This window comes from Marinilactibacillus sp. XAAS-LB27, from assembly GCF_036039175.1.
GTDB lineage: Bacteria > Bacillota > Bacilli > Lactobacillales > Carnobacteriaceae_A > Marinilactibacillus.
The window spans coordinates 223,454-243,275 of the sequence record NZ_JAYXKP010000004.1 but is presented as its reverse complement, the minus strand read 5'-3'; the positions used below and the strand labels follow the sequence as shown (position 1 = coordinate 243,275).

At 38.9% G+C, this 19,822-nt stretch carries 19 protein-coding genes; 5 read left to right on the top strand and 14 right to left on the bottom strand.

Going from position 1 to position 19,822, the window contains the following annotated elements:
• Positions 1 to 62: 62 nt before the first annotated feature.
• The gene (locus VXN63_RS07395) at positions 63 to 1,421 is read right to left on the bottom strand and encodes a D-serine ammonia-lyase (protein WP_327757385.1); all 1,359 of its coding nucleotides are present in this window, start codon (positions 1,419 to 1,421) and stop codon (positions 63 to 65) included.
• A 293-nt stretch (positions 1,422 to 1,714) separates the two neighbouring features.
• On the opposite strand from VXN63_RS07395, the gene VXN63_RS07390 reads away from it, so the two are divergent.
• On the top strand, positions 1,715 to 2,473 hold the full coding sequence (locus tag VXN63_RS07390) for a threonine/serine exporter family protein (RefSeq protein WP_327757384.1): 759 nt from the start codon (positions 1,715 to 1,717) through the stop codon (positions 2,471 to 2,473).
• A 50-nt stretch (positions 2,474 to 2,523) separates the two neighbouring features.
• Entirely contained in the window at positions 2,524 to 2,991 is a 468-nt protein-coding gene (locus VXN63_RS07385) for a threonine/serine exporter family protein (RefSeq protein ID WP_327757383.1), read from the top strand.
• 46 nt (positions 2,992 to 3,037) lie between these two features.
• Here VXN63_RS07385 and VXN63_RS07380 read toward each other — a convergent pair whose 3' ends face one another.
• The 10 genes from VXN63_RS07380 to purC form a co-directional block, all read right to left on the bottom strand.
• The gene (locus VXN63_RS07380) at positions 3,038 to 4,648 is read right to left on the bottom strand and encodes a peptidoglycan DD-metalloendopeptidase family protein (RefSeq protein WP_327757382.1); all 1,611 of its coding nucleotides are present in this window, start codon (positions 4,646 to 4,648) and stop codon (positions 3,038 to 3,040) included.
• Between the two features lie 150 nt (positions 4,649 to 4,798).
• Entirely contained in the window at positions 4,799 to 6,058 is a 1,260-nt protein-coding gene (purD, locus tag VXN63_RS07375) for a phosphoribosylamine--glycine ligase (protein ID WP_327757381.1), read from the bottom strand.
• Between the two features lie 74 nt (positions 6,059 to 6,132).
• Entirely contained in the window at positions 6,133 to 7,668 is a 1,536-nt protein-coding gene (gene purH, locus VXN63_RS07370; RefSeq protein WP_327757380.1) for a bifunctional phosphoribosylaminoimidazolecarboxamide formyltransferase/IMP cyclohydrolase, read from the bottom strand.
• Entirely contained in the window at positions 7,665 to 8,252 is a 588-nt protein-coding gene (gene purN / locus VXN63_RS07365) for a phosphoribosylglycinamide formyltransferase (protein WP_327757390.1), read from the bottom strand. Before purN ends, purH begins: the two co-directional genes overlap by 4 nt.
• Positions 8,253 to 8,262: 10 nt before the next feature.
• Positions 8,263 to 9,306, bottom strand: coding sequence for a phosphoribosylformylglycinamidine cyclo-ligase (gene purM / locus VXN63_RS07360; RefSeq protein ID WP_327757379.1), 1,044 nt, complete (start codon positions 9,304 to 9,306; stop codon positions 8,263 to 8,265).
• Positions 9,307 to 9,339: 33 nt separating this feature from the next.
• Positions 9,340 to 10,794: an amidophosphoribosyltransferase gene (gene purF, locus VXN63_RS07355; RefSeq protein WP_327757378.1), complete on the bottom strand. Its 1,455-nt coding sequence runs from the start codon at positions 10,792 to 10,794 to the stop codon at positions 9,340 to 9,342.
• Positions 10,770 to 13,001 carry a phosphoribosylformylglycinamidine synthase subunit PurL gene (gene purL / locus VXN63_RS07350; RefSeq protein WP_327757377.1) on the bottom strand — a complete coding sequence of 744 codons (2,232 nt, stop codon included), beginning with the start codon at positions 12,999 to 13,001 and terminating at the stop codon, positions 10,770 to 10,772. Before purL ends, purF begins: the two co-directional genes overlap by 25 nt.
• Positions 12,998 to 13,681 carry a phosphoribosylformylglycinamidine synthase subunit PurQ gene (gene purQ / locus VXN63_RS07345; protein ID WP_327757376.1) on the bottom strand — a complete coding sequence of 228 codons (684 nt, stop codon included), beginning with the start codon at positions 13,679 to 13,681 and terminating at the stop codon, positions 12,998 to 13,000. Before purQ ends, purL begins: the two co-directional genes overlap by 4 nt.
• A gap of 2 nt (positions 13,682 to 13,683) precedes the next feature.
• Positions 13,684 to 13,944 (bottom strand): phosphoribosylformylglycinamidine synthase subunit PurS, encoded by a 261-nt coding sequence (gene purS, locus VXN63_RS07340; protein ID WP_327757375.1) that lies wholly within the window; start codon positions 13,942 to 13,944, stop codon positions 13,684 to 13,686.
• Positions 13,945 to 13,960: 16 nt separating this feature from the next.
• A complete protein-coding gene (gene purC, locus VXN63_RS07335; RefSeq protein WP_327757374.1) occupies positions 13,961 to 14,671 on the bottom strand; it encodes a phosphoribosylaminoimidazolesuccinocarboxamide synthase in 711 nt (236 codons plus the stop codon).
• A 320-nt stretch (positions 14,672 to 14,991) separates the two neighbouring features.
• Between purC and VXN63_RS07330 the strand changes: the two genes are divergently transcribed.
• Positions 14,992 to 15,699, top strand: coding sequence for a DsbA family oxidoreductase (locus VXN63_RS07330; protein WP_327757373.1), 708 nt, complete (start codon positions 14,992 to 14,994; stop codon positions 15,697 to 15,699).
• Between the two features lie 52 nt (positions 15,700 to 15,751).
• Here the strand turns inward: VXN63_RS07330 and VXN63_RS07325 are convergent, their stop codons facing one another.
• Together VXN63_RS07325 and VXN63_RS07320 are read right to left on the bottom strand one after the other, a co-directional pair.
• Positions 15,752 to 16,609 (bottom strand): CPBP family intramembrane glutamic endopeptidase, encoded by an 858-nt coding sequence (locus tag VXN63_RS07325; protein WP_327757372.1) that lies wholly within the window; start codon positions 16,607 to 16,609, stop codon positions 15,752 to 15,754.
• A gap of 95 nt (positions 16,610 to 16,704) precedes the next feature.
• Complete coding sequence (locus VXN63_RS07320; protein ID WP_327757371.1) at positions 16,705 to 17,193, bottom strand: hypothetical protein; 489 nt, start codon at positions 17,191 to 17,193, stop codon at positions 16,705 to 16,707.
• Positions 17,194 to 17,489: 296 nt separating this feature from the next.
• On the opposite strand from VXN63_RS07320, the gene VXN63_RS07315 reads away from it, so the two are divergent.
• Entirely contained in the window at positions 17,490 to 17,687 is a 198-nt protein-coding gene (locus VXN63_RS07315; RefSeq protein ID WP_327757370.1) for a helix-turn-helix transcriptional regulator, read from the top strand.
• A gap of 58 nt (positions 17,688 to 17,745) precedes the next feature.
• Positions 17,746 to 18,108, top strand: coding sequence for a hypothetical protein (locus VXN63_RS07310; protein ID WP_327757369.1), 363 nt, complete (start codon positions 17,746 to 17,748; stop codon positions 18,106 to 18,108).
• 224 nt (positions 18,109 to 18,332) lie between these two features.
• Here the strand turns inward: VXN63_RS07310 and VXN63_RS07305 are convergent, their stop codons facing one another.
• On the bottom strand, positions 18,333 to 19,814 hold the full coding sequence (locus tag VXN63_RS07305) for a flotillin family protein (protein WP_327757368.1): 1,482 nt from the start codon (positions 19,812 to 19,814) through the stop codon (positions 18,333 to 18,335).
• Positions 19,815 to 19,822 lie beyond the last annotated feature (8 nt).

Genomic DNA, 19,822 nt, shown 5'->3' with positions numbered 1-19,822 from the left:
TCTAGCTTTATTCTTCACCAACGCCATTTGACATAGAACCAAAATTTTCTTCATCGTTCCATTTAAATCAATTGTTCACTGACGGCTTGACCTTCTTCTAAGAAAGTCTTTTTATTCGCTTCAGGCACCATAGATCCACCTGTTGCCCAAGCGATATGTGTCGCTTGAGCCAGTTTATTTGTTAAATGATGACTTTGAATATAATGTTTACCTGCTTCTGATCCTAATAATCTTTGAGGACCTGCTAGTCCAGCAACGGCTGCCGGCTCCAGGAAAATTGTTTCTTTGTCATATAGATTAAATAACAACTGGCGGAAAACCTCATCTTTTATGCTATAACCTGCACTGAAATAATTATGCATCAATTTAGCAACCAAACCTGAAGTTCTTGGAACGGCTAGCCCGTCTGCGACGGTTAGTCCACCTAGCCCAATTTCTTCAACGGAAATTTCATCATATAGTCTTGAGTCTAAACCGACTAGCATACTCGGCATTTTTGTTGGTTCTGCGAAAATACAATGTACATGATCTCCGAAAGCTTGTTTCATTCCAAATGTAATCCCACTTGGAGAACCACCAATTCCGCACGGCAAGTAAACAAACAGCGGGTGGTTCTCGTCAACTTTGATTCCTTTTTTATCTAGTTGCTTTTTCATGCGATATCCACCGACTGTGTAACCTAGAAACAACTCTTCTGAATGTTCATCATCTACAAAGTAGCTATTTGGATTCGCGTTAGATTCTTCTCTTCCTTGTTCAACAGCTTTAGAAAAATTCGTATCATGTTCAATGACTTTTACACCTTTTGAACGTAAGTAGTCTTTCTTCCATTGCTTCGCTTCTACAGACATATGAACGGTTACGTTGAAGCCCAATTTACTTCCCATCGTCCCTACGCTAATGCCAAGATTGCCTGTTGTCCCTACTGCGATGTGATGTTGAGCAAAAAATGCCTTGAACTCATCACTAGCAAAAATAGCATAATCTTCTTCGATGCTATTCAACATGCCTTGTTCTAGTGCGATTGTTTCGGCATGTTTCAGCACTTCATAAATCGCACCTCTAGCTTTAATTGTCCCAGAAATGGGCAATAAATCATCACGTTTTAACCACAATTTGCCTTGAATGGTTTCTTCATTCACTTCGTTCAACCAACTTCTCATAGATGGTATTTCCATTAGTTCAGATTCAATGATCCCTTCCGTCTTTTGTGTTTCAGGAAAAGCGATTTGAATGTATGAAGCAAATCTTTGAAGTCTAGCTTCTACATCTTCAATATCTTTCATTGAATATTTTGTGTGTCTGTTTGCTTCTTCAGCTTTCAAATATGCAGGGTTCTCCCAAAAAACTTCTTTTCCTGCAGATATTTCTTTAATTAAAGGACTTTGTTCTGTAAATTCCCCTACCTGTCCTTCTACCATTGTGTTCAACCCTCTCCGTTGCGTTGTATTCTTTCCATCATTCTACCTATTCAAACTACATCCAGACCATTGTAGCATATTTTTGATTTTGCAAAAGGGATTCTTTGTTTTTGATTAAAAGTCGTGCTTTTAGATAATATTCTAATGTGAATACCGTTCTCACCTTTTTAAATACGCCTCTACCTATTCGCTTGGCTTTTCCTTTTAAGAAATCTTTTTTGTTCTCTATCGATTTTTGATACTGATATCGTTATACTGAATTTATTGAATTTTATTGGAAAGAAGGGAATGGCTTGGAAAGTTATCCAGTAGCGGATATTTTGGACGTTTGTGTTGAAGCAGGACAGGTTATGCTCGAAAATGGTGCAGAAACGTATCGAGTAGAAGACACATTGTATCGAATTGCAAAAAGCTATGACCTGGTTTACATTAACGTCTTTGTCGTACCAACTGCTTTGATTTTAACGGTTCAAGGAAAAGATAAACAAGATCACACCGAATTACTCCGGATGACTGAAAGACAGACGAACCTTGAAAAAGTTTCCAAAGTAAATGAATTATCCAGACACCTTACTCAAAATCTGCTTTCACCTGATGAGGTAAAAGAAAAGCTTCGCGAAATTAAACAAACGCCTAGAAACTTTAACCAGTGGCAGAGAAATCTAGCGATTGCCTGCGCTTGCGGCTGTTTCCCTTTATTATTTGAAGGGACCTACGAAGATATGCTACCTTCCTTTGTCGCTGGTGGACTTGGACATGTTCTCTTTGATATCGTTAACCGTTGGACAAATGTCAGTTTCTTTGCAGAAATGGTCGCTGCTTTCTTTATAGGACTATGCGCTGTTTTCTTTACCTCTTTGGGTATAGGCAATGACATCAATACCATCATTATCGGCAGTGTGATGTGTCTTGTTCCAGGTATGGCTATCACCAATAGTTTCCGTGATTTGATGGCGGGACATCTGCTAGCGGGGGTCGCTGTGGTAGCAAAAGCTTTACTAACAGCAGGTGCCATCGGAATCGGAATCGCTATGGTTTTAACGTTTCTATAAGCTTGGCGGAGACCATTTATGAACCCTACTGATATTAAGGAGAATCGATTATGATTACGCAATATCTCACTTATTTTCTTGCTGCTTTTGTTGCAACAATTGGTTTTGGTATTTTATATAATGTTCCTAAAAGAACGATTATTGCTTCTAGTTTAGCTGGAGCAACGGGCTGGATTGTCTATTACTTTCTGTCTTTTCAAATTGACCTGGATCTTTTTGTTGGAGCTGGAGCTGCTGCTTTTCTTGTAGCGAACTGTAGTCAGTGGTTTGCTCGTTACTACCGTATGCCTGTCATCGTCTTTGCAATCCCGGGCATCATTCCTCTCGTTCCTGGAGGTTCTGCCTACAATATGATGCGGGCATTTATAGAAGGACACTCTGATATGGCCTTTATGTATGCAACCGAAACCTTTCTAGTCTCAGGTGCAATCGCACTCGGGCTATCTGTGAATAGTGGTTTACTTCAAGTCCTTTCCTCTAAAAAATTGGGCAAACGAGATAAACGTTATTTACCTTAACGATAGACCAAAAAAGCACCCACTAATTGTGGATGCTTTTTTATTACTATAATCCAATGTAAGCTGCTGGATTAGTGAACCGTCCGTTTACACGAACTTCAAAATGTAAGTGAACGCCTGTTGAAACACCCGTCGTTCCCATTGTTCCAATTCGTTGACCTTGTTGAACGGTTTGTCCTGCTGAAACCAGTAAACTGGGTTGTAAATGAGCATAAAGGGTTTCAAAGCCATTACCATGATTAATTTTAATGTAGTATCCATAGCTAGAACTGTAGCTTGAAATGCTGACCGTTCCGCTAGCAGCAGCTATAATCGCACCACTCCCGGCAATATCTATCCCGTTATGTTGCGTGCGGGTTCCAGTGACTGGGTGGATTCTAACACCATAGCCAGAAGAAACGTACCCACTTGCCGGTTTGACGAATTGAGAAGATGAGACCGGTGGTGATGCAACGACTTCTTTTTCTTCTATTACAGGTTCTGGTTTTGCCTCTGGTTTAGGTTTCTCTTCTGGCTTAGGTTCTACCTCTATTTTTTGTTCCGGTTTTGTTTCAGTTTGCTGATCGGGCTTTTCGGTTTGCTGACTTTCTTCCACTTTTGCTAGTGATGCATTCGTAGAAGTACTCGGCTTAACTTGAGTATCTTTTTCACTTTCCACATCAACTGTTTGCGCTTGTACCTGAGATTTTTTTGACGCTTTTTCTTGTTCTGCTTTCTCTTGCGCTTCTTGTCTTGCTAGTGCTTCTTGCGTTCTTTGCTCTTGTGCTTCAGCTTCAGCTACTAGTTGTTCTTCAGCCTGCTTTTCTGCGAGTAGTTGTGCTGCAATGCGTTCTTCTTCAAGTCGTTTCTCTTCTGCTAATTTCTCTTCAACACGCATTCTTTCTGTTTCCGCATTGATTTCCCCATCAACATCCGCTGATTGAAGTGCAAGTGCATATTGCTCTTGTATAAACGTTTCTTTTTCTTCAGCAGTCATCTGGTACAGTTCCACAACTTGATTGATTTGACGATCAAGCTGTGTTTGTTGTGAAGAAAGCTCAGCTCTTGTCTGTTCCATCCCATAGAGAATTTGAGTCACTTCTTCTTTTTCAAATTGCATTTGCGCTTCTGCTTTAACAACTGCTTGCTGGTCTCTAACTTGATCAGACATCATCATTTGGTTTGCAGAAACAAGTGTATTAACAATACTCAAACGTCCAATCACTTCTGCAAGATTTTCAGAAGCTACAATCGTATGTATGATATTCCCTGCGTGCCATTCCGTTTGCGTAGCACGTGCTTGCGTATCTAATTTCTGATTTCTTTTTTCGATTGCATGATTGAGTATAATGATTTCATCCTGAAGCTTCTCAATTTGACTATTTGTCTCTTCTAAAATGGCGCTTTGCTCTTCAAGCCCTACAGATAGTTCACCTATACTGATTTGGAGACCTTGTATGTCGTTTTCCAGCCCCACTCTTTGCTGATCTAACTCACTTAATGTTGCATCTTGTTGGTCTATCGTACCTTCTACCTCAGTTGAACGCTCTTCTATCGACTCTTTTTCTTTCTGTAATTCATCCAATGAACTTTCGGCAAATACCGAGTGCGTGAACAATACATTTGTGTTCGATAATAAAAGTGCAGTTACTGAAGCTGCTAGCCAGTTTCTTTTCAAAAAATCTCCCCCACGTTCTCAGTCTTCTATAAGAAGTATAGTGTACTGACTTCTCAATTGGAAATGAATTGGAGTAATTCCTTTATTACAGTTTGATGACTATAACAAATGACATTCCCATTCCTTGCTAGCATAGGAATGGGATATCTTTTACCTTCTTTTCCCCTTGTCTCCAATATCTTTTCGGTAAACTACTTTTGAGGAATTCACTTTATTTAGTTGATGGTAAATTTTCTGCTGAGCTTCTGCTATGGATTCACCGTAAGCTTCTAAAAGATAAATACGTCCGCCATTAGAATATAGACGACCGTCTTTTTCTTTTACGCCAGCATAATAGATTGTTGTATCTTCAGATTCCATTGATTCAATCAAAATATCCAATTCGTACTTTTCCGGGTATCCTTTAGCTGCAACAACGACGCCCAAATCTACTCCTGTCGTTTTCCACTTTATATCTGGATCTTTTTCGTCGAGTATATCTGTAATCACTTCTACAAGATCTGATTCCATTCGATTCAAAACAACTTGTGTTTCTGGGTCTCCGAATCTCGCATTGAACTCAATTGTTTTAGGCCCTGATTCTGTAGCGATCACACCCGCATATAAAACCCCTGTAAAAGGAGTCTGGCTATCAGCCAATCCTTGCGCAGCAGGCTGTAGAATCATTCTTATCGCTTCTGCTACAGTTTCTTCAGAAATATGTGGAACTGGAGAGTATGCACCCATCCCACCAGTATTTGGCCCTTTATCTAATTCCAACAAACGCTTATGGTCTTGAGAAATGGGCATCGGATAAATATTTTCTCCATTCACAAAAGCCATCAATGAAAACTCTTCGCCTATCAAATATTCTTCAATGACGACTTGAGAGGCTGATTCTCCAAATTTATTGTCTTGCATCATTTCCTTCAGTGCTTTTTGCGCTTCTTCCATTGTTTCAGCTACAATAACACCTTTACCTGAGGCCAATCCGTCTGCTTTAATCACAATGGGCGCGCCTTGCGTTTGAATATACGCTTTTGCTTTTTCGTATTCATCAAATACTTGATAAGCTGCAGTCGGAATGCCTTGATTGACCATTAGCTCTTTTGCAAATGCTTTTGATGCTTCAATTAAGGTCGCCGCTTTGGATGGTCCAAAGACGGCTAGTCCATTTTTATAAAACTCATCTGCTAGTCCATCGAACAAAGGAACTTCCGGTCCGATAATTGTCCATTCAATTTGATGGTCTGCTACAAAGTCAATCAGCTGTTCATGATCTGCTAAAGAAAGGTCTTTTATTTGGATTCCATCTAATTTCATACCCGCGTTACCTGGGATACAATATACCGTTTCTGATAATGGACTTTGCTTTAATTTTTTTGCAATCGCATGCTCGCGACCGCCACTTCCAATAACCAGTAGATTCATAATGGCTTCCTCATTTCATGATTTTTATATAAAAAACGAAAGAGAAGTTTCCCTTCTCTTTCGTTTTGAATGGCTTAATGTCTGAAGTGTCGAGTTGCTGTTAAAACCATTGCGATGCCATACTCATCAGCTTTATCAATGGATTCTTGATCCTTGATGCTTCCGCCCGGTTGAATGATGGCTTTGATTCCGTGTTTAGCTGCATAAGCTACACTATCGTCCATCGGGAAAAAGGCATCACTCGCTAGTACAGCGTCCTTTGCCAGGTCATCTGCTTGTTCGATGGCGATTTTGACTGCTCCGACACGGTTCATCTGACCTGCACCAATACCTAGCGTACGTTCACTGTTTCCAACAACTATTGCATTACTTTTAACATGCTTAACGACTTTCCAATTGAACGCTAAAGCCTTCATTTGTTCTTCCGTTGGCTGGGTTTTCGTGACCACTTTCCATTCTGGTTGGTCAGCTACTTCGATCCAGTCCTGATCTTGAACCAGCAGTCCACCTAAAACAGAAACCAATTCTTTTCCGCCAGAATTTGCTTGTGAAAAATCCAGTTGAAGTAAACGGATATTTTTCTTGGAGCTTAAAAGACTCATCGCTTTTTCTGAGAAGCTAGGCGCAATCACAATCTCCAAAAAGATTTTGTGCAGTTTTTCAGCCACTTCCAGAGAAACTTCTCTATTTAATACAACAATTCCACCAAATATTGAAATGCTATCTGCTTCATATGCTCGGTCAAAGGCAGATTCAATCGTTTCACCAATACCGATTCCGCAAGGATTCATATGCTTAACGGCGACTACTACAGGTTCTGTGAATTCTCTTGCCATGCGAATCGCCGCATCCGCATCTTTAATATTATTATAAGAAAGTTCTTTTCCGTGTAACTGTTTTGCTTTTGCGATAGAAAAAGGACCGGCCATTTGATCTTCATAGAAGACAGCAGACTGGTGGCTATTTTCTCCATACCTTAGACTTTGTTTTTTATTGTAAGTTACGGTAACAGACTCTGGATCTTTCTCGTTTGATAAATTTGTTAAGTAGTCCGCAATTAGTGCATCATAACTCGCTGTATGACGAAAAACTTTGGCAGCTAGAGCTTGTCTTGTTTCCAGTTTTGTTTCTCCATTTGCCTCTAATTCTTCTATAACCTTTTTATAGTCCTTTGCGTCTACCACTACCGTTACGGATGCAAAGTTCTTAGCAGCACTTCTTAACATACTCGGTCCACCGATATCGATCTGCTCAATGGCTTCTTCTGCAGTAACATCAGCTTTTACGATCGTTTCTTTGAAGGGATAAAGATTCACACAGACATAGTCAATTGGTTTGATTTGATGAGCTTCCATTGCCTGCATATGACTTTCTAAATCTCTTCGTCCTAATAATCCTCCATGAATTAACGGATGCAAAGTTTTAACACGTCCATCCATCATTTCTGGAAAGCCCGTAACTTCTTCGATTGAGATCGTTTTGATTCCCGCTTCTTCTAAAACTTTTTTTGTTCCACCCGTGGAAATGATTTCCACGTCGTTTTGAATCAATGACTGTGCAAATTCTACGATATTTGTTTTATCTGATACGCTAATCAGTGCTCGTTTCATGAATTGACCTGCTCCTTCTGTAACTTTTCAATATAAGCTTGGATTACACTCGGATACATTGAATGTTCTATTTTATGTATCTTCTCTTCCAGCGATTCCAACGTTTCATCTGATTCTACCATGACTTTCTGTTGAGACAAAATCGGTCCTGTATCCACACCTTGATCAACTAGGTGAACCGTCACGCCTGTTTCAGATACGCCAGCAGCAAAAGCGTCTTTTATGCCGCTTATTCCAGGAAAAGCTGGGAGTAAAGAGGGATGGATATTGATGATACGATCAGCGTATTTTTCTAACAAGGTTTGGCCAATAATCCTCATGTAACCGGCTAAAACAATCAAATCAATCTCATTACGATCAAGATGTTCTAGCAGAACTGTTTCGAACGCTTTTTTCGTTGGATACTGCTTTGACTGTAAAATGGTCGCGGGTATCGCTTTAGATTCAGCACGTTTCAAAACATAGGCTTTTGGTTGATCACAAATTAATAGTTTCAGTTCTGCTTCTATCCGTTTTTTCTGAATAGCTTCCGCAATCACTTCGAAGTTCGTTCCATTTCCAGAAGCAAATACGGCTATCTTCAGGTTCTTTTGATTATTCAAAGACGATCGCTCCATCTAAGTGACTTGACTGCTCTACAACTTCACCAATTAAAGCAGGTGCTTCCCCACTTTGGTTTAACTTTTCCATCACCGAGGGCACATTATCTTCTGAAACTGCTAAGACCATCCCAATACCCATATTGAAGATTTCATACATTTCTTCAGACTTCAACTGCCCTTCTTTTTCAAGCAAATCAAAGATAGGCAGTATATTCCAAGTACCTTTTTTCACTTTGGCGCCTAAGCCTTCTGTTAACATTCTAGGTAAATTCTCTACGAAGCCCCCGCCTGTTATATGAGAAACACCGTGGATTAGTTGCTCTTTGATTAATGGTAAAACTTGTTGAATGTAAATTTTTGTTGGTTCAAGCAGTTCTTGCCCGAGCGTTCTACCGTTCAATAATTCAAATTCGGTATCTAATTTGTAATCGTTCTGTTCAAAAAACACTTTTCTGACCAATGAATAGCCGTTGGAATGAATGCCGCTTGATGGTAGACCAATTAACTGGTCACCTGCTTTTACTTTGTCCGTAGTCAGTAGCTCTGCTTTTTCTGCAACCCCAACACAAAATCCCGCTAAGTCGTAAGCTTCTTCTTCGTACATATCCGGCATTTCAGCAGTTTCTCCCCCGATTAACGCTGCGCCTGCCTGCACGCATCCTTCTGAAATGCCAGCAACAATCTGTTCCATTCTTTCTGGAACAGTTTTTCCTGTCGCAATATAGTCCAAAAAGTATAATGGTTCTGCGCCTTGAGCTAAAATATCGTTCACACACATCGCTACGCAGTCGATTCCGATTGTGTCATGCTTGTCTTGTTGGATCGCTAGCAACAATTTCGTTCCAACGCCATCTGTTCCAGAAACCAGTACAGGTTCTTTTACGTCTATTGCAGATAAATCAAATGCGCCACCGAAACCTCCCAAACCCCCCATCACACCTAATCGTTCTGTTCTTTTGGCATGTTTCTTGATTCTTTCAACTGTTTCGTAGCCTGCTTCTACATCTACGCCAGCATTCGCATAGGCATTTCCCATCTGAATAAACCTCCTGTTTTTTATCTGTTCGTTTTATTTGCTGAACATTGGATCCCGTTCATTGATTTTTTCTAGTGTATGCAGATAATCCATCTCGTAGTCATATAAAGGTGTTGGGAAATCTCCTGTAAAGTACGACATACATAGACCATTATGTGGTGCATCGAATTTTAGTCCGATTGATTCCACGGTTCCATCAATACTTAAAAAAGATAAACTGTCTGCACCGATTACTTCTCTGATTTCTTCAACCGTGTGATCTGCTGCAATCAGTTCTTTTTGATTTTGAATATCGATTCCGTAAAAACAAGGATACTTCAGTGGTGGAGAAGAAATTCGGACATGCACTTCAGCGGCTCCTGCATCTTTCAAGAGTTGAACGATTCTTTTACTCGTTGTTCCACGAACAATAGAATCATCGACCATGATCACTTTCTTACCAGCGACTACTCCTCTGACAGCAGATAATTTCATGCGAACACCTTGTTCACGTAATTCTTGTGTTGGTTGGATAAAGGTTCTCGCTACATATTGATTCTTAACGAGTCCCATTTCATAAGGAATGCCGCTCTCTTCCGCGTAACCACTGGCAGCGGATAAAGAAGAGTTGGGCACACCAATGACCATATCAGCATCAATTGGTGATTCTTGAGCCAATCTTCTACCCATGTTTTTACGTGCTGTATGAACATTGACGCCTGCAATATCAGAATCTGGACGTGCAAAATAAATATATTCCATCGAACAAATCTGAAGCAAGGTATCTTCTGTGTATTTTTCAATCGTATAGCCTTCATCATTGATAATCACCATCTCGCCCGGTTCTACAGCGCGAACAAAGGTGGCTCCTACAACGTCTAAAGCACACGTTTCACTGGCCAGTACGTAAGCCCCGTTTTCCATCTGACCGATCGATAAGGGTCTGAAGCCATTCGGATCAAGCGCTCCAATCATTTCGTTCGGCGTCATCATCAAATAAGCAAAAGCGCCTTTGATGACATTTAAACTTTCTTTGATTCTTTCGAGCAAGGTTTCTTGTTTGCTGCGACGAATCAAGTGCATCAATACTTCTGTATCTGAATTGGAGTGAAAAATGGCGCCTTCTTTTTCTAGTTCTTTTCTAAGCGTCATCGCATTGATAAGATTGCCGTTATGGGCAAGCGCGATTTCTTCGTCATGAAATTTGAATAAAAACGGTTGGATATTCAAAATACTGTTGCTTCCGGCGGTACTATATCTGACGTGCCCAATAGCTGCTTCGCCCACGAGTCTAGCAAGTTCTCTTTCGTCTTTGAAAACATCTGAAAGTAGACCCAGATCACGGTGTCCTTTCAAGCGTCCATGGTTATTCGATACGATTCCAGCGCCTTCTTGACCACGGTGCTGCAAACTATGCAGTCCAAAGTAATTCAAACTCGCTGCATCCGGATGTCCCCAGACACCAAAGACGCCACATTCTTCATTTAAGCTTTTGATTTCAGCAACCACGGAATCGCTTCCTCCCATACTGTTTTCAGTTCATTGATGTTCAGTTCGATTAGTTGGTCTTGCGTTTTTAGAGCCGCAACTTTTGAGTCAGTTACTTCTCCGATTTGAGTTGCTTTTCCTTGGAATAATGCCACTACGTTTTCTTCATGTTCAGGCTTAACGGAAAGAATGAAACGACTTGGTGACTCAGAGAACAACCATTCTTTCGGTATATCAACCGAGATATCAAGCCCTAGTTCATTTTTGAAAGCTGATTCTACTAGCGCTACACCTAGCCCACCTTCCGAAAGGTCGTGCGCGCTTTGAACCCAACCATTTCGGATAGATTCAAGAACTTTGTCTTGAATCTGTTTTTCTTTTTGAATATCAAAATCGAATAATGTTCCTTCGATTCTTCCTAATTGTAATTTCTGCAACTCTGTTCCATTGAAATCTGGTTTAGTTTTTCCTACCAAAATAATTTTATCGCCTGATTGTTTGAAGTCAGAGGTCGTTACATGAGCAAGATCTTTTACCAGCCCAACCATCCCAATCATTGGCGTAGGGTAGATGGCTTCTCCATTTGTTTCATTATAAAGAGAGACGTTTCCTGATATGACTGGCGTTCCAAGCGTTTCACAAGCTGTTGAAATCCCATCAGCGGACGTCCATAGTTCCCAGAACACTTCTGGTTTATCTGGATTTCCGTAGTTCAAACAATCGGTGATCGCTAACGGTTCGCCACCACTGGCTACGATATTTCTAGCGGCTTCCGCGACCGCCATCTGCCCACCAATCTCTGGATTCAGGTATAAATAGCGTGCGTTACAGTCTGTTGTCATTGCTAATGCTTTTTGAGTGCCACGTATGCGAAGAACCGCAGCGTCACTCCCTGGGCCTACAACTGTGTTTGTGCGCACCATAGAGTCATAGGTTTCAAAAATAGATTTTTTTGACGCAATCGTTGGTTGTTGTAAAAGTTGTTTAAGGGTTTCTCCAGCATCGGTTACTGTTGGATAAAAGTCTTTCATTTCTTTAAATCGTTGAATTCTTTCTGGCTCCGTATACGGTTTGTGGTAAACGGGCGCTTCTTCCGCTAAAGCATCTACCGGTAAATTGGCTACTTGAACACCGTGGTGAAATAATTGATATTGGCCATCATCTGTCACGTGTCCAATATTCACTGCATCCAGTTCATATTTAGAAAATAATGCTTGTACGCGGTCTTCAGACCCTCTTTTAACACAAATTAGCATACGTTCTTGAGATTCCGATAACATCATTTCGTACGGTGTCATCTGCGTTTCTCGCTGAGGAACGTCATCTAAATTCAAGACCATTCCACTGCCGGCTTTAGAAGCCATTTCAGAACTAGAAGAAACAAGCCCCGCTGCTCCCATATCCTGGATGCCAACTAAAATGTCTTGATGATCTTGAATGAGTTCAAGACAAGCTTCCATCAATAATTTTTCCATAAACGGATCGCCAACTTGTACAGCTGAACGTTCCGATTCTTCTTCATCACTGAACTCAACAGACGCAAATGTCGCACCGTGGATGCCGTCACGACCAGTTTTGGCGCCAACATACATAATGGTATTTCCAACGCCCTTGGCCTGACCTTTTTGAATATCTTTGTGATCAATTAGTCCAACGCACATCGCATTCACTAGCGGATTCCCTTTATAAACAGGATCAAATCCAATTTCACCGCCAACAGTCGGGATACCGATACAGTTACCGTATCCACCAATACCTGCAACAACTTCTTCTAATAAGTATTTTGTTCGTTCATTATCCAGTTCTCCAAATCTTAAAGAATCCAACATGGCAATGGGACGTGCACCCATACTGAAAATATCGCGAATAATCCCACCAACACCCGTTGCTGCACCTTCATAAGGTTCTACTGCGGACGGATGATTATGGCTCTCTGCTTTGAATACAACCGCTTGTCCATCTCCAATATCTACGATACCGGCACCTTCGCCTGGCCCTTGGAGGACTTGAGGTCCACTTGTTGGAAATTTGCGCAAAACAGGTTTTGAATTTTTATAGGAACAATGCTCACTCCACATAACAGAGAATAAACCCGTTTCTGTGTAGTTCGGTAAGCGGCCAAGAATGTCTTCAGATATCGTTTGATATTCCTCGTCAGTTAGCCCCCATTCTGCGTAAATTCTCTGATCTTTAATCATTTCAGCTGTTGGTTCCTGGATTGTTTTCATACGCTAGCGGTCTCCTTTGAGAAATTCTGTACCATTGATTTGAAAAAACGAAGTCCATCTTCTGAACCGAGTAGTTCTTCGATTGCGCGTTCTGGATGTGGCATCATACCTAACACATTCCCCGCTTTATTAACGATTCCAGCAATATTCTCTATAGATCCATTTGGATTTTCTGATGCATAAGAGAAGACAATCTGGTTATGGTCTTTTAATTCTTGAAGGGTTTCAGGATCACAGTAATAACTCCCTTCACCATGAGCAATTGGAATCGTTAACTGCTCTCCTGATTCATAAAGCGATGTAAACTTCGTCTCGCTGTTTTCCACTTTTAGTTCCATTGTTTTACAAATGAAATGTAGGTTTCTGTTTCTTTGTAATGCGCCTGGGAGTAAACCAGCTTCTACTAAAATTTGGAATCCATTACAGGTTCCAAAAACAGGCTTACCTTCATCCGCGAATCTCTGAACTTCACTCATAATATTGGAAAACCGAGAAATTGCACCACTTCTAAGGTAGTCCCCGTAAGAAAAACCTCCAGGTAGTAACACACCATCGAATCCTTCTAAGCTTTTTTCAGTATGAGAAACATATGTTGCTTCTTCTCCTGCACCATCTTTAATTGCGTGAAGCAAGTCGACATCACAGTTCGAACCAGGAAATTGAATCACAGCGAATCGCATCGTTACACCGTCTCCTTTACTTTTTCAATTTCATAGCGGTAGGTTTCCATGACCACGTTTGCTAGCAACTTATCACAAATTGTTTCAATCGTTTCTTCAATGTCTCGTCCCTCTTGACTAGAAACTTTGATTTCAAAGTACTTTCCAATTCGAATATCTTCAATCTCATCAAACCCCATACGGTGAACAGCACCCCTTACAGCTTCGCCTTGAGGATCAAGAATGGATTCTTTGTACGTTACAAAAACTTTTACGTTATACATGTCTTCAGTTCTCCTTTTATAGTTGAGTAAGTCGCTTCAGTATTTCTTCATATAATGGAATAATATCTCCCAAATCTTTTCTGAAGACATCTTTATCTAATCGATCGTTCGTGTTTAAATCCCATAGTCGACAAGTGTCCGGCGAGATTTCATCTGCAAGTAAGATACTTCCGTTCGCTGTTTTCCCAAACTCTAGCTTGAAGTCAACCAGTCTGACAGACATCTTTTCAAACATTTTCTGAAGTACATCATTGATATCAAGAGCCTGTTTTTTAATTTCCGCTACTTGTAAATCTGTTGCCAATTCAAGTACTCGTATATGATCTTCATTGATGATCGGGTCATTCAAAGCATCTTCTTTAAGATAAAACTCAAGAACTGGAAATGGCAAAGCTGTTCCTTCCTCTACGCCTAACCTTTTAGAAAAGCTTCCAGCAGCAACGTTTCTTACGACAACTTCTAATGCAAACATCTCTACTTTTTGAATCACTTGTTCTGTCTCAGATAATTGCTTAACAAAGTGACTTTTAATACCTGCTTCTTTTAAATTTTCAAAAATTCGGCTGGTAATTTGATTGTTTAATCTACCTTTTCCTTCAATCATTTCTTTTTTTGCACCGTTACCCGCTGTTGCCTGGTTTTTATAAGTGACCCATAAAAAGTTTGAATCATTTGTCTCATATAGTTCTTTTGCCTTTCCTTCGTAAAGTAGTACGCATTTTTCCAAAGCTTAACCCCTCCAACTCTAAAGCTAATCACGAACAATTTATTTAAAAATACGACTAAATGTTATCTATTGAGTTCATCATAAGATTTAAGTTCATCATAGTCAACCTTTTACAGTACATCTATAAACTAATGTCGCTTATCGTTCGGTTTTAATTTCTAAATAAACTTTATAGATGATTATAAATGATTACTTAATCACCGAATAACGAACAATGCTATTTATCTCCTAAGTATCTCGATTACAATGTATATTGTGTTTTAGCTAAACTATTGGTATAGTATAATTACTTACTTTTAGGAAGAGAAGTGATTTTTTTGATGAAAATTGAAGTATGGTCAGATTATGTTTGTCCATTTTGCTATATAGGAAAAAGAGAACTTGAACAAGCGATAAAAGAAACGGGATTGTCTGGTCAAGTAGAAGTCCAATTCAAGGCTTACGAACTAGATCCAGCGACGCCATTAACAGGTGAAGATCCAATTAAAGAAAGTCTAATGCAGAAAAAAGGCATGAGTGCTTCTCAAATAGACGGCATGTTTGAAGCCGTAACAGAGCGCGCTAAGTCAGTTGGCTTAGATTATGACTTTTCTAAAATGATCAATGCCAACACAAAAAAATCGCATCGATTAGCTAAATACGCTGAAGAACACGGAAAAGGCTCAGAAATTGATGAAGCTCTGCTAGCCGCTCATTTTTTAGAGAACCGCGCTTTAAATATCGATGAAGTTTTACTGGATATCGCTGAAAGCGTAGGATTATCTCGTGAATCTGCTCAAGAAGTATTGTCTAGTAATCAGTACGCTGAGGATGTCGCTAGAGACATTCAAGAAGCACAAGCCATTGGTGTTCAAGGTGTACCTTTCTTTGTTCTAGAAAGAAAATATGCTATCTCTGGTGCCCAACCACAGCAACTCTTTCAAGAAACGCTGCAGAAAGTTGCTGATGAACTAGGCATTAAACCTGGTTTACAGATCATAGGGAATCCGGATGAAGGTCTATGTGAAGACGGAAGCTGTTCTATTTAAATGAATTAAAAAGAAGCCCAACCTTTTTGGTCGGGCTTCTTCCTTTGCTTTCTTATTTCGAGTGGACAAGATAGGGAGCTTGTTCATTGTTGATATCTTTTCCTATTTTATAAACAAACCACCCGAAAAGTAATAAACTAATTAAAAATCCTGCACTACTAATATTGAGTGCAAAAATTAATTCTCGAGCTGCCTCAACCATGTTCTCTACTTTAAATTCTGATTCTGGTAAAGCAAGTAGCAATACAAGCGCTGCATTGTTGATGACATGCAGGACTATTGGGTAAATGAGCTTTTTGGTTTTTAAGTAAGCCATTCCGTACAATAATCCACCTAACAATTGCGGAATAACAAATGAGTCAAAGTGAAGAATCCCAAACAATAAAGCACTCCAAAACAAAGCCTTCTTATTGCTCATCTTCATTGTCCACTTATTTAGTAATATCCCCCTAAAAATCAACTCTTCTACTATAGGTGCTAGAAAAACTGTCGCAATCAAAGTACCTATTCCAAGTCCTGATGAAGAATCAGATGTATCTAAAAGAAGTTCTGATATGATAGGTTCTGAACCAATAAAGACGATTGCTATACGAATTAGCGAGAAGAGAAACGTGAAAGAAAGTAACAGTTTAAGTATAATTCCCCATATATAAAGTGCCATTTCCTTTGGCTTAACTTGAATTTTACCCGTAATTTCAAATAACCGAATATTATTTTTATTGAGTTGATTTTTTATGATACAAATAAAAGCAAGATTCATTGTTAGTTGAATTAGAGAAGGAGCCAGATTTGAATAAGACTCTGGCATAAATTCAATAAGCACCCTGTAACATACAAACACAATTAAAACTGCCATAACACTATGTAAAATAATTTTTATAAGAGAAACTTTTTCAATTTTTTCGTTCAAATGACTACTCCTTTTAAACTATAAAGTTTGTTGCATTTCAAATAACGGATGCTTTACCACTAGTACTCGTTGTAAATAAGCCTAGAATAATGAGGTTATGACTCTGGCTCCACATCGTTCCTTTTAAAACTCCAAGTAGAATTGAATAAACCACTAGCTTTCACTTTCCAGTTATTTTTGCTTTTAAAATAAAGTTTTTGAACCATTAAAACCGTATACCAAAATATATGTGTCATGAGCAAGGATACTAAAACGGCAAAAATATGTGAATAATAACTACTCTCAAACGTAATTCCCATAGCATCTATCAAAAGAGGTGTTAAAAATAAGATTTGTAGAATAGTGATTGAATATAATACGATCGAGTCGATTGATAAATTGTGAACAGAGTAATTCCTTTTGTTATTGATTAGGCCATAAAAAAACAGACCAAAAATCATAGAGGTCGTATATAGAATACCTATAGTCATAACGTTTACTTCGAATACTGTTAACATAAATAGTAAAACAAAAAACGGAACTTCGACTGTCCAACGATATCGCTTGGTTTTATCATTGGAAGACAGATCATTGAATTTTATCATTTCTTTCCACCTCTCTATAATCTTATTTTAATTTAATTACGTTGTAAAGAGGAACTTTAAAACACCTTAATTTTATCTTTCCTAAAGACATTACCGTTGTGAAAGTCGGCTAGTATTTGTTATTTCTTATGCCCGGTTAAATCATTTCTCAGTTTCTGGTGTAGTTCCAATAAGTCGTTGCTCGTATGTTTTGTTACAAATAAGCTTTAACTAAATAATGTAACATATACATTACATTAAGTAATGTATATGTTACACTACTAGTATAAGAAATTTAAAGGAGTTTGATAATATTCGTGGAAAATAAAATAAAAATTGCTCGTATTCAAGTTGATTTAACGCAGCAACAGTTAGCTGAAAAAGTAAATGTCACTCGTCAGACCATTAGTTTGATTGAGAAAGGTAAATATAATCCCTCTCTAAAACTGTGTCTTAATATATGCCACGCCGTCAATAAAACACTAGATGAACTATTTTGGAAAGAAAGGGACTGATATAAATGAAAAAAATTACAGATGAACGTTTAATTTTGAAAAATCTAAAAACATTAGAATGGCTTACGCGATTCAAACTCTAGGTATCCTTGGTATATTAGGGTATGACTGGATTACTAAAGGATCAGAAGAAATGTTTAAAAACCCATTATGGTTTGTTTTTATGCTTTCAATTACTGTAGTATCTTTTTTCTCTATGACTATTAGTGTAGATCATGAAGTTCAAAAAAGAGCCCCCAAAAAAAGTCTCCTTATCTCTATCGCTATTATTGCAATTATTTCTATTGCAGTAGGTATTTTTGCACCATTTGAAAATGAGTCTGGTCCAATAAGCGGATTCATCGCAGGCGGAGTATTTTTCATCTGTGTTCTTACTCCTTATATTTGTCTTTATTATATACGTATTAAACGGAAAGACTAGATAATGACAAAAGAATATTAGTTTAGGGCATTTGCTCAGTTCATTTATAGCACTTCAAAAATAGAATTATCATATAAAATTATTTAAGTAAAAAAAGGATGACTACTCCGATTTTGAATCAGAATAGTCATCCTTTTTTCTATTTTAATTTATATTTCACTTCGTTTAATGATCATTTGTGTTCATAGAACTCAACAAATATATTCAGTATAACCTCATATTGTCTATTCTGTTACTGACTCATCATTTTCAGATGAAACAGATTCATTTTTTCCTGATTCTTTTAATGTATTGTTCAATTCTCGTACTTGCCCACCGACATTTTTTGTTCCGGCATAGGATTCGATCAAACTAGTAAGGTCTAAACCAACAGCATCTTTGAAAGCTTCTTGTGATGATGCTAATGTATTCAAGGCAGTATTGGTTAGAGATGATGCACCTTGACCATTACCACTATCAACAACGGTTATCTTGTCAATATTACCTAGTGGTTCAGATACAGCACGAATCATTTCAGGATACGCTTCGATCATCAAAGTAGCAATCGCTTCTTGTCCGTATTCCTTCAGCGCTTTAGCCAATGCTGTTTTACTTTCAGCTTCAGCTTTACCAATTTCACGGATACTTTCAGCTTTCGCTTTACCATTCAGTTCAATTTCTTTCGCACGCGCTTCCGATTCAGCGATGGCTTTTGATTTATTTGCTTCAGATTCAGTTTCGATGGCATAACGCTCAGCGTCAGCTTTCTTACGAACAGAAGCGTCGTATTCACGTTCTTTTCTGATGGTTTCTTTTTCTTGTAATTCAATTTGTTTCTCACGCTCGATGATTTGAGCGTTACCTTGTTCGATAAGGACTTGTTTTTGTAATTTTGCTTTTTCTAACTCGTAGGCACTTTCAGCTTGTGCTGTGGCTACATTTTCTTGTCGTTTGTATTCTGCAATACGTAAGCTCTTATCTTTTTCAGATTCAGCTGTTTCTGTTTGACGTTGTAATTCAGCTTTTTTAGATTGTTGTTCCGCTAGGGCACGTTCAATACGCGTTTCTTTGTCGGCTCTTGCTGACTGAATATCCGCATCACGTCTAACTTCAGCAATACGTCCTTGACCAAGTGAGTCTAGATAACCGTTTTTGTCTGTTACTTCTTTCAAAGTAAACGAAACAATCGTTAAACCCATTTTAGCTAAATCCACTGAAGCAACTTTTTGTACATCTTGACTGAATCGATCTCTGTTTTGATAGATTTCTTCAACCGTCAACGAACCTAAAATCGAACGTAGATGACCTTCTAAAACTTCGCGTGCTTCGTTCTCTAAGTCTTCTGTCGCTTTACCAAGATATTGTTCAGCAGCAGTAGCGATATCTTCAGTTGTTGAACCAACTTTGATAATAACGGTTCCGTCTGCGGTAACGGGTACCCCTTCTTTGGTGTAAACGTCAGGTGTACTCACTTTTAATTTAGATGATAATAGAGATAAGGTTCTAGCAGATTGTATAACGGGTAGTACGAATGAACCACCACCACTGACAATCTTCATCTTGTTGTTTGTGTTTGGATCTGTATAGACATTTCTGTTTCCGAGTGCCGTTCCACTGATAATCAGCGCAATATCGGGTGAAGCAATACGGTAACGGCTAATTAATAAAACGATAACGATTAGTGAGATGGCAACGATGCCGATGATTCCAAAAAGTCTTGCATCCATGAATAAAT

What these genes read in the sequence shown, in the direction of transcription:
- purH (WP_327757380.1), bottom strand. Translation starts at nt 7,668, where the DNA reads ATGAAACGAGCACTGATTAGCGTATCAGATAAAACAAATATCGTAGAA.
- VXN63_RS07305 (WP_327757368.1), bottom strand. Translation starts at nt 19,814, where the DNA reads ATGGATGCAAGACTTTTTGGAATCATCGGCATCGTTGCCATCTCACTA.
- VXN63_RS07395 (WP_327757385.1), bottom strand. Translation starts at nt 1,421, where the DNA reads ATGGTAGAAGGACAGGTAGGGGAATTTACAGAACAAAGTCCTTTAATT.
- purQ (WP_327757376.1), bottom strand. Translation starts at nt 13,681, where the DNA reads ATGCGATTCGCTGTGATTCAATTTCCTGGTTCGAACTGTGATGTCGAC.
- VXN63_RS07385 (WP_327757383.1), top strand. Translation starts at nt 2,524, where the DNA reads ATGATTACGCAATATCTCACTTATTTTCTTGCTGCTTTTGTTGCAACA.
- VXN63_RS07320 (WP_327757371.1), bottom strand. Translation starts at nt 17,193, where the DNA reads ATGATAAAATTCAATGATCTGTCTTCCAATGATAAAACCAAGCGATAT.
- purS (WP_327757375.1), bottom strand. Translation starts at nt 13,944, where the DNA reads ATGTATAACGTAAAAGTTTTTGTAACGTACAAAGAATCCATTCTTGAT.
- purM (WP_327757379.1), bottom strand. Translation starts at nt 9,306, where the DNA reads ATGGGAAATGCCTATGCGAATGCTGGCGTAGATGTAGAAGCAGGCTAC.
- purL (WP_327757377.1), bottom strand. Translation starts at nt 13,001, where the DNA reads ATGAAAACAATCCAGGAACCAACAGCTGAAATGATTAAAGATCAGAGA.
- VXN63_RS07310 (WP_327757369.1), top strand. Translation starts at nt 17,746, where the DNA reads ATGGCTTACGCGATTCAAACTCTAGGTATCCTTGGTATATTAGGGTAT.
- purD (WP_327757381.1), bottom strand. Translation starts at nt 6,058, where the DNA reads ATGAATCTACTGGTTATTGGAAGTGGCGGTCGCGAGCATGCGATTGCA.
- VXN63_RS07330 (WP_327757373.1), top strand. Translation starts at nt 14,992, where the DNA reads ATGAAAATTGAAGTATGGTCAGATTATGTTTGTCCATTTTGCTATATA.